At 54.7% G+C, this 16,421-nt stretch carries 10 protein-coding genes and 2 pseudogenes; 4 read left to right on the top strand and 8 right to left on the bottom strand.

Translation table 11 applies throughout. The features are described 5' to 3' along the window. Window positions 1–382: 382 nt before the first annotated feature. Window positions 383–1,785 (bottom strand): annotated as a pseudogene (locus tag Q3A88_RS20935) (RHS repeat-associated core domain-containing protein); the annotation flags it as partial. A gap of 156 nt (window positions 1,786–1,941) precedes the next feature. On the opposite strand from Q3A88_RS20935, the pseudogene Q3A88_RS20930 reads away from it, so the two are divergent. Further along, window positions 1,942–2,064: pseudogene (locus tag Q3A88_RS20930) on the top strand (SymE family type I addiction module toxin); the annotation flags it as partial. A 67-nt stretch (window positions 2,065–2,131) separates the two neighbouring features. On the opposite strand, the gene Q3A88_RS20925 reads toward Q3A88_RS20930, so the two are convergent. The 6 genes from Q3A88_RS20925 to Q3A88_RS20900 form a co-directional block, all read right to left on the bottom strand. Beyond that, window positions 2,132–2,530: an NTF2 fold immunity protein gene (locus tag Q3A88_RS20925; protein ID WP_205567553.1), complete on the bottom strand. Its 399-nt coding sequence runs from the start codon at window positions 2,528–2,530 to the stop codon at window positions 2,132–2,134. A gap of 9 nt (window positions 2,531–2,539) precedes the next feature. Continuing rightward, window positions 2,540–6,868, bottom strand: a complete 4,329-nt coding sequence (locus Q3A88_RS20920; RefSeq protein WP_317178581.1) for an RHS repeat-associated core domain-containing protein — start codon at window positions 6,866–6,868, stop codon at window positions 2,540–2,542. An 11-nt stretch (window positions 6,869–6,879) separates the two neighbouring features. Beyond that, window positions 6,880–7,287: a DUF1795 domain-containing protein gene (locus tag Q3A88_RS20915; protein ID WP_010287508.1), complete on the bottom strand. Its 408-nt coding sequence runs from the start codon at window positions 7,285–7,287 to the stop codon at window positions 6,880–6,882. An 8-nt stretch (window positions 7,288–7,295) separates the two neighbouring features. Beyond that, a complete protein-coding gene (gene tssI / locus Q3A88_RS20910; protein WP_317178580.1) occupies window positions 7,296–9,149 on the bottom strand; it encodes a type VI secretion system tip protein VgrG in 1,854 nt (617 codons plus the stop codon). A 90-nt stretch (window positions 9,150–9,239) separates the two neighbouring features. Beyond that, window positions 9,240–9,758 carry an Hcp family type VI secretion system effector gene (locus tag Q3A88_RS20905; protein WP_012822145.1) on the bottom strand — a complete coding sequence of 173 codons (519 nt, stop codon included), beginning with the start codon at window positions 9,756–9,758 and terminating at the stop codon, window positions 9,240–9,242. 538 nt (window positions 9,759–10,296) lie between these two features. After that, a complete protein-coding gene (locus Q3A88_RS20900) occupies window positions 10,297–11,547 on the bottom strand; it encodes a valine--pyruvate transaminase (RefSeq protein ID WP_317178579.1) in 1,251 nt (416 codons plus the stop codon). A gap of 392 nt (window positions 11,548–11,939) precedes the next feature. Here Q3A88_RS20900 and Q3A88_RS20895 point away from each other — a divergent pair, with 392 nt between their 5' ends. From Q3A88_RS20895 to ggt, 3 genes are all read left to right on the top strand, one after another. Further along, window positions 11,940–13,148 carry an aldose 1-epimerase family protein gene (locus Q3A88_RS20895; RefSeq protein ID WP_317178578.1) on the top strand — a complete coding sequence of 403 codons (1,209 nt, stop codon included), beginning with the start codon at window positions 11,940–11,942 and terminating at the stop codon, window positions 13,146–13,148. Between the two features lie 162 nt (window positions 13,149–13,310). After that, window positions 13,311–14,222, top strand: coding sequence for an EamA family transporter (locus tag Q3A88_RS20890; protein ID WP_317178577.1), 912 nt, complete (start codon window positions 13,311–13,313; stop codon window positions 14,220–14,222). Between the two features lie 213 nt (window positions 14,223–14,435). Further along, on the top strand, window positions 14,436–16,214 hold the full coding sequence (ggt, locus tag Q3A88_RS20885; protein ID WP_317178576.1) for a gamma-glutamyltransferase: 1,779 nt from the start codon (window positions 14,436–14,438) through the stop codon (window positions 16,212–16,214). A gap of 112 nt (window positions 16,215–16,326) precedes the next feature. On the opposite strand, the gene Q3A88_RS20880 is transcribed toward ggt, so the two are convergent. Then, window positions 16,327–16,421, bottom strand: a 95-nt coding sequence (locus tag Q3A88_RS20880; protein WP_317178582.1) for an IS1 family transposase, incomplete at its 5' end; no start/stop codon positions are given.

Below are 16,421 nucleotides of genomic sequence, written 5' to 3'. Positions count from 1 at the left end.
GATGCCTTTCGCCAGTTCGGCAGCGAGTGCCTTAAGTTTCTTTTCGTCCATAATTTGCCTGTCTCCTCAGTTGGAGTGAACATATCAAAAACAGGCAATTACACAATTTTAATTACAGGCTCATATTGTCACCTAAAACGATGTTCCCAATCGACTTATTAGGAATAATATTGGCATTGATATCGATCATTTATAATCCACCGTTCTTTGTTTTTTAACATATTGAATATGCTGGATAGTGCCCGGCTTATCTGCCTGAGTATATGTTTTCGACCATCCTTTCGACGTTAAATAATCATGAATATCCGCAGATTTTTTCCCCCGCCAAACGTTCAGTCCAGCGACTGGTAATTCTATCTTTACGATTAAATCCTTTATTAGATGAACATTTCGGCAACCCAAGCGGATCGAACCACGTAATTGGATTAGACGCGTAAGCGTAGTTACTTTTCCCCTGCTATCCCTATCGGGTCAGGAGAGATGTAACATCCACCGTTACGGGTCGTAATACCGAAAACGGTTATAACATAGCCCGCTTTCGGCGTCACAGTACTGTCCGGCAAAGGTAAGTCCCGGGTCGGCAGAGTCTTCCGTGGAGCCTGGTCGTTGGCCCCAGAGGGTGCTTTTCGGTGCCTGCCAGCGCAGGGTACCGTCGGGTCGGTACAGAGCCTGCGGCTCGCCGTTCTGGCTGCTGGTGACAAAATCGGTTTCCCAGCGTCCGTCAGCATTCTGCCGCTGCTGGATCAGCAGCTCCCAGCCGTTGTGTACCCAGTGGCGGTGGGCAACGCGTTCACCGTTGCGGTAATGGCGCACTTCGGCGATTTGGTCGCCGTCCCACAGGTAGCGGATATCGTCCTGCGTCTGCTCACAGCGTTTGCCGGTACGTCGTCCGAACGGGTCATAGCGGTAGAACCAGCGTTCGCCTGTCGGGGTATCGACAACCCGGAGCTGGTTACGGCTGTCCCAGCGGTAGTGCCAGACCTGTGGGCGGTAACCCGGCTGAACCACCTGTTTACGGATGAGTCGCCCGGCTTTGTCGTACTGATAGTGAGTATCGTCGTGCTGAGTCAGCCTGCCCGCCTGCCATTCGGTGAGTCGGGAGGTCTCCTGCGGCAGACCGTTGCGGGTATAGCGGTAGGCTTCGTCGGTGTCGACCGTGCGCCCTGCGCCACCGCTCAGGACGGACAGCACGCGTCCGGTGGCATCCAGACGGTAGCCCCGGGTTTCACGGTTATGGCGAACGCCAGCCAGATTGCCCGCGCCGTCATACAGGTATTCCCTGGTCTGTGAGGCGTGCAGACGCCCGTCCTGCTGCTGGCCGCTCATCTCGCGTGTCAGCCAGCCCATCACATCATATTCGCGGTGCTGGGCGAACGCCCCGCCTGAACGGGAAGATTCTCGTCCGGCGGCATCATGAGCAAGGGTGAGCTCCGCGCCGTCTGGCAGCTGTACCTGTTGCAGTTCACCCGCCGCGCTGTAGCTGAAGGTGCTGGTCAGTGCATCATCGCTCGCGTCTTCCCAGGCCAGCGTCCGCGTCACGGTGCGTGCGGTATCGTCAAACTGGCGGGTGAGCAGGGTGCCGTTCAGCCACTCCCGTACCACCCGGTCACGGAGGTCATACTCCAGTTGGACGTGGCTGGTCGCGGAGGTGACCTCGGTCAGCCTGCCTGCGGCAATAACGGCGACCAACTGCTGGCTCTCTTTGTCGTATTCGTAACGCTAGGTGCGATCTTGTGCATCCGTTCGCGAGGTGAGCAGGTCAAAGGGACCGTAGCTCTGGTGCCACCGAAGTCAGGCGTCATCGTTAATAAAGCAACCAAAATAGAACGTTACTACGCCGTGGGATATGCCTGCATAAACCTGTCATAGCAGGTTTGAACAGCTTTAGCTGGCCCGAAAGGGCGAGTCTCAGAATGAGACGAGTAAAATGGCAAGCCTAACTCTCCCTCTGCCATTAACTTCAAAGGCCACTGGCTGGAGGAGTCGAGTTTTATCACCGGGATGCCGATAACGGTGATGGTTGAGCGGGGAAGGATAGTGATTGAGACGGAGATTAATCTCTGACGCTGCGCACGATAAACAGCAGATAAAAAATAGCCGGAAGGATCGTTGGGATCGCTTCCGGTTTTTATTATAGGTAGGCTTGTTTCCATTTATCATCAAACCATTCTTTTTTATCTATATACCACTCATTATTTTTATAATGAAGTGTGTAACGATATTTATTTTTAAATCCTGTATGTTGTTGAGTGATAAATACGCACTTGTTTTTATTTAATTCGCTACTTAATATTTCTTCATCTGGTGAATACTCCGGTGGTTCACCACATGATAGTGATATTTGTCTGCCCTGTTTTCGTTCTTTCTTTGTGAGAAAAATTTCATATATATCATCAAGATTTTTTTTTGCTGCGTCTTTATGCACAGACATTCCTTCACTTCTGAATAATGGATAATATTTCAACTCCCATTTATTCATCTGGGTGATAAATTCTTTTAGAACTGCTTCTGCTTTAGATAATTCGTCCATAAAGACACCTTAGTTATTAAATATCCTACCAAAAATTTTCTGTCCATTTTGATAGACGTCATAGTAGATTTCTGTAGGGCGGGTTCCGCCATTGCCATATTTAAACACCCAGTCAATATCCACCGTTCCATTCTTATCGATATATTTTCTGACTTGATCTTCAAATACACGATATTCACCACGGTTAATACCAGGTAACTGCGGGAATACATTCCCTTTACCGCCTTGACCACCAAGAACATTACCTAATATGTGCCCGGCATCATCGGTTTGATTGCCTAATGAACGGGCGTAATCCCTAGAGCTTTGATTCGTTGCAGAACCCGTTCTAAGCTCAGCTTTTGATACGGTAGCTTTGGCCGATAATATTTCGTCGTTAGCACCACGCGTAATGGTTGGACACTTCGCCAACCCAAACGGATCGATCCAACTCAGCGGATTCGGCACATATCCATAATTACTCTCCCCACCCAGCACCCCTATAGGGTCAGGCGAGACGTAGCAACCACCGGCCGGATCGTAGTACCGAAAACGGTTATAACATAGCCCGCTTTCGGTGTCACGGTACTGTCCGGCAAAGGCAAGTCCCGGGTCGGCAGAGTCTTCCGTGGAGCCTGGTCGTTGGCCCCAGAGGGTGCTTTTTGGTGCCTGCCAGCGCAGGGTGCCGTCGGGTCGGTACAGAGCCTGCGGTTCGCCGTTCTGGCTGCTGGTGACAAAATCGGTTTCCCAGCGTCCGTCAGTATTCTGCCGCTGCTGGACCAGCAGCTCCCAGCCGTTGTGTACCCAGTGGCGGCGGGCAATCTGTTCGCCGTTGCGATAATGCTTCACTTCGGCGATTTGGTCGCCGTCCCACAGGTAGCGGATATCGTCCTGCGTCTGCTCACAGCGTTTGCCGGTACGTCGTCCGAACGGGTCATAGCGGTAGAACCAGCGCTCGCCCGTCGGGGTGTCGATAACCCGGAGCTGGTTGCGGCTGTCCCAGCGGTAGTGCCAGACCTGTGGGCGGTAACCCGGCTGAACCACCTGTTTACGGATGAGTCGCCCGGCTTTGTCGTACTGATAGTGAGTATCGTCGTGCTGAGTCAGCCTGCCCGCCTGCCATTCGGTGAGTCGGGAGGTCTCCTGCGGCAGGCCGTTGCGGGTATAGCGATAGGCTTCGTCAGTGTCGACCGCACGCCCTGCGCCACCGCTCAGGACGGACAGCACGCGTCCGGTGGCATCCAGACGATAGCCCCGGGTTTCACGGTTATGGCGAACGCCAGCCAGATTGCCCGCGCCGTCATACAGGTATTCCCTTGTCTGTGAGGCGTGCAGACGCCCGTCCTGCTGCTGGCCGCTCATCTCGCGCGTCAGCCAGCCCATCACATCATATTCGCGGTGCTGGGCGAACGCGCCGCCTGAACGGGAAGATTCCCGTCCGGCGACATCATGGGCAAGGGTGAGTTCCGCGCCGTCTGGCAACTGTACCTGTTGCAGTTCACCCGCCGCGCTGTAGCTGAACGTGCTGGTCAGCGCATCATCACTCGCGTTTTCCCAGGCCAGCGTCCGCGTCACGGTGCGTGCGGTATCGTCAAACTGTCGGGTGAGCAGGGTGCCGTTCAGCCACTCCCGTACCACCCGGTCACGGAGGTCATACTCCAGTTGGACGTGGCTGGTCGCGGAGGTGACCTCGGTCAGCCTGCCTGCGGCGTCATAGCGGTAATGCAGGGTATCGTCCGGCGCGGTTTCTTTGATGAGCAGTCCGCGTCCGTCATACAGGAAGTGGCGGGTTTCGCCTTCGCCATTACGGATGGCGATGCAGTGGCCGTCTTCGTCATAGGTGTAGTGGGTGTCGGTGCCCGCCATATCCCGCTCGCGGATGACCCGCGCATCGGCATCCAGCCACCATTGCCAGCGGTTGCCGTCTGGGGCGATAACGGCGACCAGTTGCTGGCTCTCTTTGTCGTACTCGTAACGCCAGGTGCGATCTTGTGCATCCGTTCGCGAGGTGAGCAGGTCAAAGGGGCCGTAGCTCTGGCGCCACAGTGCGCCGTTGCCGTCCACATAGCTCAGCAGGTTGTTATGCTTGTCGTACTGACGTTTTTCCTCCTTCTCATCGGGGCGTATTAGCTGCTCCGGCAGCTTCCAGCTCGCACGGCGATAGCCCAGACGGTATTGCGCGCCGTCCGGCCGCTGCCACTGCACGACTCTGTCCTGCTGGTCATAGCGTAGCTGCTGGGTACGCCCCAGCGCATCGCTGGCACTCAGCAACCGTTGGCGATGATCGTAACGCAGCCGCGCCTGAACCTCGCCCGCCTGATCGCTCACCTGCGTCAGCAGGCCATGACGGTTCCAGGTAAATCGTACTTCGCGGGTATCCGGCCCTGTGAGCTTCTCCGGGTTGCCAGCCTCATCGAACGCCCATTGCCAGATGCGCCCCAGCGGGTCGGTGATGCCGCATAACCGCTGTGCGTCGTCGTAGTCATAGGCCCAGGCATGACCGCTGCCGTCGGTGAAGGCGCTAACCAGACCGCTGTCGTCCAGATAGGTGAACTCAACCACCCGGCCAACTGGGGAAATCTCACGTAGCAGGTTGCCGTGATCGTCGTAGTCGTAGCGGGTGACGTGCCCTAACGGGGATTTTTCCCAGCTCATCAGGTGCAGATGGTTGAAGCCAAATTCGCTGCGCTGACCTAATCCGTCGGTCATTACGACGCGATCGTCGAGATATTCAAAATGCGCCGTCAGGTAGCCGTCGGCGCAGGTGGTGTAGACACATCGACCCTGATGATCATAGTCGTAGCGCGCCCAGGTCTGGTCGTTGTCATGCCAGCACGTGAGTCGGTTTTCTTTGTCGTAGTCGTAGAACAGATGATAGGCGTGGGCAGCATCGGCCTCGACCAGCCGGCCCTGTTCATCCTGCCGGTATTCAGCCAGCAGGGTTTTCTGCCCGGTATCAATACGCTGTATCTGGTGCAGATATTCGCCTCGCCACACCAGCAGCAGCTCGATATCATCACTGTGGCGTATCTTGCGCAGATAGCCTTTTGGATCGCGGATCAGGGTAATGCGGTTGTCGTGTGGGTCATGTATCGAAGACAGGAGCAGTCGATCGCCCTGAGGCACATCGAATTCACGCCAGGTGAGGCTGTCGCGATCCCATAGGCTAAAGCCCTTTGCTCGCCGATACAGGGTGAAAGCCGGATAGAGCGGACAAAATACCGACTGCACATCCTGATGGAAGGTGAAATCGATGTCGTATCCCTGCGCCAGTGTGATGACGACGTGAGTATTCAGGCCGTCGCGGCTGACCTGTGCCGTTTCGCTCCAGGTATCGTACCAGCCGCGTCCCAGCAGCCCGGTATGGGTGGCAGCGGAACGGTAAGTACGCTCAAAAAGCAGAGGAAGTGTTTGCCCCAGTTCAATATCCTGACGCATCTCGATCACATCCCCGCTGGGAATGTAGACCGGATCTTTCAGGAAGCCGCGAGTCGCTTCCTTAATGCGTGCCAGACCTTTGCTATTTTTAAAACCTTTGCTGGCACAGCGTACGGCTCTCCGTAACCCCACCGCCATTCTTAACGCGCCCATGCGCATGCCTTTGAGCACCGCGGTTGGTCCACGCGTAAATAGCTTGCCGAGACCTTTGAACATACCCCGGCTAGGCGGAACCAGAAACTCGACTGCAATCAGTAGCGCTTTTTCCCACCAACTGAATTCGTCACTAATCTCCAGACAGGTTTGCTGGCCGGAACCAAAAAAGACGGTTGATGCCCCTTCCTTGATGGTGGCACCACAGACGGTTTTATCGTCGATACGCGCTGCGGGTGAGCCATTGACGTAGACGGTCTCACTGCCTTGCGCAATGAGCTGGGGCGAGTTGTGCTTGGTGCAGGCGACGGTGTCGACTTCGGCACGGGAAATGGGCTGCTTCTCCGCAAACACCGTACCCGAACCAGAAGAAACGGGCCCAAACGGCGGCGCGCCGCTGTCTACCATCGCGGAAACCTTGCTGGAGACGCTGCTGATCAGCCCCCCAAGCAAGCTGACTGCGCCAAATCCCACTGCCAGTTTGACTGCCCCGACAACCAGCGCCGCCCCCATGCCGCCCGTCCCGACAACGGCGACGGCAATGGCTCCCGCGACTGCCGCAGCGGCGGCAAATGCCACCGCCGCCACAACGGCTCCCGCGATCGCTCCAGCCAGCGCGCCGAGAAAGCTTTTGTGCTTGATGGTTTTGCCCGGTGATGTCGGGGGTTTTCCCTGACCCGGTTGAGGGCGACCCGCAGGCGGCGTCGGGCCTTTGCCTGCGTGCATGGCACCGACGCGGGCAACACGGTTCAGAATGTCACTCAGCATGATGACTCCTTTCAGGTGGCAGCTTTAAAGGTCTCGACCACCGCCAGCATTGCTGTTTTCTGCTCCGCACTGAGCTCGCCTGCTACGGTTACGGTAAACGTCATCAATAACTCACCGCGCACCTGCATCACGACAACCTGATGCATCGGCCCTTCCGGTGACCGCCAGGTATATTCCAGACCGTGTGCGGGTTGCCCATCCAGCGTCAATGTCCAAACGCCGCGCTCTTCATACCCTTTCAGGTGTGCCGCAAACTGGGCTAACGTCTGCTGATAAACCGTCTCTGCCGTCAGACCGAAGTCAATCGGGGTACGGTTAACAACCAGATTGATGGCATCCCCCGGCAGGACAAAAACATGGAGTGATTCATCGCGCCAGTCGGCGGGGATAGCCAGCGTCCCTTCATTCATCTGATACATAGTCATCCTTAATTCAAATCGATACGGGTGCCGTTCAGCGTCAGGTTATTCCCGACGATCTCAATATCCCCGCTGTGCTTGATTGAGATATAGCCCGCACCCGTACCAATCTGAATGCTGCCATCTTCGGCGTGGATAAAGATATCGTTCGTCACCCTCAGCGTTTCGTTGTCTTCCACGACGGTGCTCCGGTTTTTCTTCACCACCACCGTTTGCTCCCCTTGGATCTCAGTAATCTGATCGGCAATGACGGAGACCGTCTGGTTCTGCTGCACGACGACCGTCTGATCGCGGCCAATGTTTTCGTTGTGATCCACATTCACCGATGTACTGCGGTTATTCAGTACCACGGTGTTCATGTCTTTCTGAGCATGGATAAACACTTCTTCCTGACCGGCCTGATCCTCAAAGCGCAGCTCGTTGAACCCTGCGCCTTTGTGGGTTGTGGTGCGCAGCGTGGTGCGCGTTTTGTTGGCGGGCAGCGGGTAGGGCGATGGATTGGTCGCGTGGAAGGTTCTGCCCGTCACGATGGGCTGATCCGGGTCGCCTTCGAGGAAACTCACAATGACTTCATGGCCGATGCGCGGAATAGCGATCAGGCCGTACTGACCACCGGCCCAGCCTTGGCTGACGCGAACCCAGCAGGAGCTCTGGTCATCGCTCGCGCCGTAGCGGTCCCACGGGAATTGCAGTTTCACCCGGCCGTACTGGTCGCAGTAAATCTCTTCACCCGCCGGGCCGACAACGGTGGCGATTTGCGGGCCGTCTACCATCGGCTTGTACGGCAGATCGGCGCGCCAGGTGGTGCTGGCTTTCACAACCTCGAAGCTGTTGCTGTAGGTGGTTGGTTCGCCACCGCTTTCTTCTTCCAGCGCCTGCGGCTGCTGCCCGCTGTGGGTGATGGCAACCAACTGCCAGGCAATATTGAGTGCCAGATTGGGGTGTTCAGTTAAGGTAAAACTGCTGCCCGGCATCAGTTCGGCGGCATTGGATTCGCCCGAGCCGGTCATCGCCCCCGCTCGCAGTGCGTCCAGCCGATAGCCGGTAAAGGCTTTGCCGCTCGGATCTTGCTTAAAACGACCGGGGTAGTCGAAGTGTTGATAGCTTTCGCGCTGGTGCTCCAGTTCACCACTCATCTTGTTGTGCAGCAATCCGTAAGCCGGGGTTTTGAAGCTGTAATCCTTCAGCGCCACCTCGGCAGTTCGCACCGCCTCGGCATAGCGGAAACGGCGTACATACGCCCCTTCGCTCAGCCCCTGTGTGGCAAGGTTGAAAAACAGCTCAGGGCCTTTGGCCAGCGCGCCGGCATCATCGGCAAAAACCAGCCGATGTTTGCCTTCTTCAAATTCATGGAAGAAGTACAGACCTTCCTCTGCGGCCAGCCGGGTAATAAAGGCTAAATCGCTTTCCCGATACTGCACGCAGTATTCCCGCACCGCGTGCTCGTTACGCAGCGCAAAGGCGTAGTCGGTGATGCCAGATTCTTCGAGCAGCGCGCCAATAATGGCTTCCGGTTTCTGTGCCTGAAAAATACGGGCGTTAGTGCGTAGCCCTAAACGCCACAGCGCCGGACGGACTTCCGCCTGATAGCGCGTGCGGCGAAAACCGGTGTCGCCCTGCGCGAACGCGCTGACAATGCCACTCACGCGTCTTTGGAGTTCGCCTTCGTACCACACCAGGAGTTCACAGGGCTGGTCGAGAACAGCACCAAAATCGATCCCCGGTAAGGGGCTGGCCAGATTCAGCGACAGGGCAAACGGCTGGTTAAGCGCCTCGCTGAGCTGAAAATCCACCACGGCAAAGGTCGATGCAGGCAATGCGCCGACCTGAACGGTGAACTGTAATCCTGTACTGTTTGCCATCCGTCCTCCTGATGCTGTCATCCACACTCAGGCATGGCGTGGGCCATGGCTCAATGCAGAAAACCCGGGCAAGCCCGGGTTAAATAGGAATTACGCTTCGACCGGCGCACGCCAGTCATCGGAACCAGAGGTTCCTGCAACGGTGTGTTCCCAATCGATTTTGCGGTAGGCCAGCGATACTTCGATCAACTGGGTGTAGTCCAGCTTCGCCGGATCCTGGCAGTGTGGCATCTGGCAGTTAACGTCAACGATGGTGGCATCGGTCAGCACGGTAGAGAAGAAGTGCTCTTGCTTACCTTCAACCGACGTGCGGTACCATTTCAGGGTCACGGTCGGCAGCATTTCGCCGGAAGCCAGGGCGTTGTACATCAGTGGAACCGCTTTGTTCAGCGCGACGGTGAATTTGAACGGCTTGTGTACACGTTGGCCGGACGGCTGACCAGACTGTGGGTCGGTCGGTACGGTGACGATGTGTTTGAATTCCTGAACCAGCATTTCGTCTTCGTGGCCTTCCACATAGATGTTGCCGACAGAATCAGAAGTGAAAGCACCCGCGGTGATGTTGCCCTGCGTTTTACCTTCGATGCTGATATAGCATGGAGTTGGCATAGTCTTGCTCCTTGTTGTTAAACGGAATGAGTTGTTGAACGGGGTTAGTACTTCGCCGTTCACATAGCAATTCACATGCCAAATTTCATCTATTTGTTTTATAAGGAAATTTACCTAATTCAAATTTTTACTAAGCAAAATTTGAGCAAGAAGTTGCGCAGACTTCCTGAATCGTTTGCAGACATTGCGCAAAAAGTGATTTAAACCAGAAAGTGAGCAAGAAATTGCGCAGAATGCGCAGTTATGCTGAAAGTTTTGGTTAGGGCTATGAGATGGCCGTCTTTTTGGAATGAATTAGCTATTGATTGCGTGATAATCAATGTTATTGCCGATTAAAAATGCAGAAAATAATTCAATCAGCTAATCGTTAGTCATCTGATGTTGTGGGTGGTAAGAACGGGATGACAGAAACGGGAGAGTAAATAACAAAGAGGAGAATGTCTGACCTTGGCATGCTGCAAGTGGTCGGTAAAAATAGTGGGGCGGTGCGTTGCCCCAACCATATTTCGTTCAATGACGCATCTATTCTTGCGGTGAGTTAGCCTTCCTGCATCGCCTTTTCCACTTCTTCAGCCAGAATCGCAATACCGCGTTCGATTTTTTCCGGCTCTGGTACATAGTTCATGCGCATGCACTGGTGAGCGTGCGGCCAGTCCTGATCTAAGCCAGGGAAGAAATAGTGACCCGGCACCATGAGGACGCCGCGTTTTTTCAGGCGTTGGTACAGAATTTCCGTCGTGATAGGCAGATCCTTGAACCACAGCCACAGGAAGATCGCACCTTCCGGCTTATGAATCAGGCACTGCTCGGGCGACAGGTAGCGGCGAATAATCGCGATGGTTTCCATTACGCGTTGCTGGTAGAACGGGCGTATGACGTCATTAGATAAGCGCAGCAGATCGCCACGCTGAATCATCTCGTGCGCCAGCGCTGGGCCGATTGCGCCGGGAGACAAGCTAATGATGCCGTTCATGTTACCGATTGCCGAGATCACCTTTTCATCCGCGATTACGATACCGCAGCGTGAGCCGGGCAGACCGAGCTTGGACAGGCTCATGCACAGGATGATATTCGGGTTCCACAGCGGTGTGGCATCGCTGAAGATGATGCTAGGGAAAGGCACGCCGTAGGCGTTATCAATCAGCAGGGGAATGTTGTGCTGCTGCGCCAGAATATCCAGACGCATCAGCTCGTCGTCGGTCAGCACGTTACCGGTCGGATTGGTCGGGCGGGATACGCACACCAGCCCGATCTCATCGGTAATCGACAGGTGATCGAAATCGACGTGATATTTAAATTGCCCTTCGGGCAGCAGCTCGATCTGTGGACGAACAGAGACGAACATATTGTCGTCCAGCCCGGAATCCGAATAGCCGATATATTCCGGCGCGAGCGGGAACAGCACCTTCTTCAGGCTGCCATCGCTGTGGCGACCAGCAAACAGGTTAAATAAGTAGAAAAACGCACTCTGGCTGCCATTTGTCAGCGCAATGTTCTGTGGTCCAATCTGCCAGCCTAATTCATTACTCAGCAGCTCGGCCAGCGCCTTAAGCAGCGTATCCTTACCTTGCGGGCCGTCGTAGTTGCATAGCGCTTCCGTTAATTTCCCTTGTTCCAGCATATCCTGACACAGCTGTTTGAAGTAGCTGTCCATCTCCGGAATATGCGCCGGATTTCCGCCGCCCAGCATGATTGCGCCTGGCGTACGCAGCCCTTCGTTCAGGTCGTCCATTAATTGGGTGATGCCAGCGTGGCGCGTGAATTTCTTGCCGAAAAGAGAAAAGTTCATAGTTTATTTATCAGTGGTCTTACACAGGTTACCGGCAACCATAGCGCTTGCGCCAATAGGGTGCAATGTGGTCAAAAAACAGACTAGTAATTTTTTATCCCGCGTAGCGTTTAATATTCAGAATAACTTGCTGACTCTAACCTGAGCGTGGAAATGATTTCAGACAGTCGGTTTTATTTTGCTGAAACGATTTCAGCTTTTACCGATCAATGTCTCAATAATTCTGCAAATATGGATACCATTCATAGTAAGTTAGTGATGATAATCGGATAAATAACGCGACAATGCCGAATTTTTCCATCTGGTGATAGCTATCACATTCTGACCATCCGCTGATTTGTAGTCTTTAGCTCGCATTAGCTAAAACAATTCAGCAGAGAGGGATGGTTAACATGAAAAAATTACTGGCTATAGGCATTACACTGGCGCTGACATCATGGCAACTCTCAGCGCAGACGTTTGTGCTGACAGATGCTGAAAGCAGTGTGGAAAAGGGAAACTGGCAAATTGGCAGTGATGCCCTGAAGATCAAAAATCAGCATTTCAGCATTGAGCAAAAAGTCCTGCACGGCGGACGTCAGGAAGGCAGTAAAGTGATCACGATTACCAGTCAGGACGGCTTGAAAATTGCCCTCAGCCCGACGCGAGGGATGAACTTGCTGCATGTGACGGGAAAAAACATCCGTTTGGGGTGGGATTCGCCGGTTGATGAGGTCGTCAACCCGAATACCATCAATCTGGAAAGCCGTAACGGACTGGGCTGGCTGGAAGGTTTCAATGAGATGATGGTGCGCTGCGGCTTCGAATGGACGGGGCACCCGGTCGTCAGCGAGGGCATGATCTATACCCTGCATGGCCGCGCGGGCAACACACCAGCGTCAAAAGTGGTGGTGGAAGTCAGCGATACCGCACCGCACACCATTACGGTGCGCGGCCTGCTGAAGGAAAACAGCTTCAAGAAGTCGAATCTGGAAACCTGGACCGAGCTGCGCTACGTCCCTGGCAGCGAGTCGTTTACCGTGCACGATGTGTTGACCAACAAAGCCGACTACGCACGCGACTATCAGATTATCTACCACAGTAATTTCGGTACGCCGATTCTGGAAGAAGGCGCGCGTTTCATCGCGCCGGTAAAAGACATTTCTCCGTTTAATGACCATGCCAAAGCAGGTCTGGCAACCTGGCAAACCTACAAAGGGCCGACAAAAGACTTCGATGAAATGGTGTTCAACATTACGCCATATACGGATGCACGGGGTAAAACGCTGGCGGCGCTGGTGAACAAGGCGGGAGATAAGGGCGTGTCGATTGCCTTTGACACCCATCAACTGCCGCTGCTGACGCTGTGGAAAAACACGGATACGGAAAAACAGGGCTACGTCACGGGGATCGAGCCCGGTACTAACTACGCCTATCCGGTTACGATTGAACGCGAACAAGGACGGGTTAAAAAGCTACAGCCCGGCCAGAGCACGACATTTGAGCTGACATACAGCCTGTTGAGTAACGCTGATGCGGTACAGCAAACGGAGCAGAAAGTGAAAGCCATTCAGGGTGACAACAAAACCACGCTGACGGAAAAACCCATCGCCATCGAGTAACGCTATCTATGCCGACCACAGAATCTGGTGGTCGGCCATCTCACGTCATGGTTACGCTGAGTCATTGTCACGTAACGCCATAATTATCTTTTCTTATCCGTTTTTTCATTTTACGCGTACCTTGAGGAAGATATTTGTTACGTATTTGATCAGGGGATGAGGATGTCGTTGAAAGATGCGCTGCTTGCGCTTTGTGTTGTCGTGCTATGGGGCGTGAACTTCGTGGTGATCAAGGTTGGGCTGAACGACATGCCGCCTTTCTTACTGGCCGGGCTACGTTTTTCGCTGGTGGCGCTCCCGGCAATTTTCTTCGTTCCTTTCCCACGTATTCCCCTGAAATGGCTGCTCGCCTATGGCATAACAATCAGCTTTGGTCAGTTTGGCTTTCTGTTTCTCGCTATCAAGCTGGGCATGCCCGCGGGGATTGCTTCGCTGGTGTTACAGGCGCAGGCCTTTTTTACACTGCTGGTTGGCGCGGTTTTGCTGTCGGAAAAGCTACGTTGGAATCACGTTGTCGGCATTCTGGTGGCGGCGCTAGGGATGGTGGTGCTGGCAGAAGGTCGCACAGCGCTGCAAATGTCATCTGGAATGACCACCACCACGCTGCTACTGACGCTGGCGGCGGCGCTGTCATGGGCGGTGGGCAACATTATCAATAAAGTGATCATGAGCCAAAACAGCGGCGTGCGCATCATGTCACTGGTGGTGTGGGGGGCGCTGGTGCCTGTCGTGCCGTTTTTCATCAGCTCCTGGCTGTTTGAAGGTCGGGACGCGATTGTCCATAGTTTAACGACCATCCAACTGCCGACGATATTATCTCTGGTTTATCTGGCATTTGCGGCAACCATCATCGGCTACGGGATTTGGGGAAGCCTGCTGGCGCGCTATGAAACCTGGCGTGTGGCACCCCTGTCTCTGCTGGTGCCAGTGGTTGGGTTGGTCAGCGCCGCCGTGTTCCTCGGCGAATCTCTTTCACTATTACAAATCGTGGGCGCGCTGCTGATTATGGTCGGCCTGCTGGTGAATGTGTTTGGCGCGCGGCTTCGTTTATTGCTACCCGTGCGGTACACGTAAACCCTATGTCTCATTATGGGGCGTATTTATCGTGCAGCGTCGCAAAGATAAGCGGTTATTTTCGCAATTTTTCATGCCTTTCCTACGCTTCTTACTGTTGCTGGTGAATCCGTTAAGCCGTGTCTGTTTATTGGCGTGGACTTTGCAAGTTAGCCAGGCAAGAGAGTAGGAAATAAAAGCAGTGAGTGAAATCAACGGGATAAAGGGGTCTGCATGAGAATAAAAAACACAACATCGGGAAAATGGTTGTTGTCACTGAGCGTGACGGCGCTGCTAGTGAGTGGAACCGTGCAGGCGGCGTCTGCCCCTGCGGTGGAAGCGAAAAACGGTATGGTGGTCAGCTCGCAATATCTGGCTTCGCAGATTGGCGTCGATATCCTGAAAATGGGCGGCAATGCGATTGATGCCGCCGTGGCCGTGGGTTACGCGCAGGCGGTGGTAAACCCCTGCTGTGGCAATATCGGCGGCGGTGGATTTATGACGCTGCACCTGGCCGATGGGAAAGACACCTTTATCAACTTCCGTGAAACGGCACCTGCGGCAGCCAGCGCCAACATGTATCTGAATGCTGATGGGAGCGTGAAAAAAGACGCGAGCCTGTACGGCTATCTGGCCGCTGGCGTACCGGGAACGGTGCTGGGGCTGGATACTGCGCTGCAAAAATACGGCAAATTGACGCGCGAACAGGTGATGGCACCGGCGATTAAACTGGCGCGTGAAGGCTTTGAGCTTACGCGAGCGGATACCGATATTCTGGACACCACCGTCAAGCGCTTCAAAGCCGATCCTGAGGCGGCGCGTATTTTCCTGCGCCCTGATGGCAGCGCGTTGCAGCCCGGCGATAAGCTGGTGCAAACCGATCTGGCGAATACGCTGGCGGCGATTGCCGCGAAAGGGCCGGATGCTTTCTACAAGGGCACGATCCCACAGGCGGTGGAGAAGGCGGCAAAGCAGGGCGGCGGCATTCTAACGGCGGCTGATTTTGCCGATTACCGTATTACTGAAACGGCACCGGTAACCTGTAACTATCGCGGTTATCAATTTGTCTCTTCACCGCCGCCCAGCTCCGGTGGCGTCACGATGTGTGAAATTCTCAATATTGTCGAAGGTTACGACATTAAATCGGCGGGCTTTAATTCGGCGGCTACCGTGCATGTGCTGACGGAAGCGATGCGCCACGCGTACATGGACCGCAACACGTATCTTGGCGATCCGGCGTTTGTGAGTAATCCCGTCGAGCGCCTGCTGAGTAAGGACTACGCCGCTGAAATTCGCAAACAAATCGAACCGGAGAACGCGACGCCGTCCAAAAACGTGCAGCCGGGGATTGGCCCGCACGAGCGACCGGAAACCACGCACTACTCCATCGTGGATAATCAGGGCAATGCGGTGTCCACGACCTATACCGTGAACGGGCGTTTTGGTTCGGTGGTGATCGCGCCGGGTACGGGCTTCTTCCTCAATAACGAAATGGATGACTTTACCGTGAAGGTTGGCGAGAAAAACCTGTACGGCCTGGTGCAAGGGGAACGTAATTCAATCGCCCCCGGTAAGCGCCCACTTTCGTCCATGAGCCCGTCACTGGTGACGAAAGACGGTAAAGTCTTCATGGTGCTCGGTTCACCCGGCGGTTCGCGCATTATCACCATCACGCTGCAAACGGCGCTGAATATCATCGATCACGGCATGGCACCGCAGGAAGCGGTGGATGCACCGCGCATCCATCATCAGTGGCTGCCGGACGAGGTGTATTACGAACAGCGCGGGCTGTCTGCGGATACGCTGAACCTGCTGAAGCAGCGCGGCTACAAGGTGGTGGAACAGACCCCTTGGGGTGCAGCGGAGCTGATTCTGGTCGGCTTACCGGGTGCGGCGGGCGTGACACCTGCGGATTCGGGCAATGACTCGGCGGTATCTGGCAAAGTGCGTGAAGGTTACCTGTACGGCGCAAATGACATCCGCCGCCCGGCTGGGGCAGCGATAGGGTATTGAGTTGAAAGAACGTCAGGGGGGCGGTTCTCCACCCCCTGATGTCAGCGAGTTAACGTCCTGCAACGGTCAAGTAACCAGAAAAGACGGTCACGTATTCAATATGTAGATCAGGTCATTGCAGATAATGTTCACGTTCGATGAATGTGCCGATTATCTTGTCATGCATTTCCACTGATTTTGAGTACTCGATAGTTTTACGATTCAGTC

The organism is Pectobacterium sp. HCp5_1 (assembly GCF_032905925.1).
Lineage (GTDB): Bacteria > Pseudomonadota > Gammaproteobacteria > Enterobacterales > Enterobacteriaceae > Pectobacterium > Pectobacterium brasiliense_A.
Note: the sequence above shows the minus strand (reverse complement) of the source record. Positions and strands in the feature narration are given on the sequence as shown.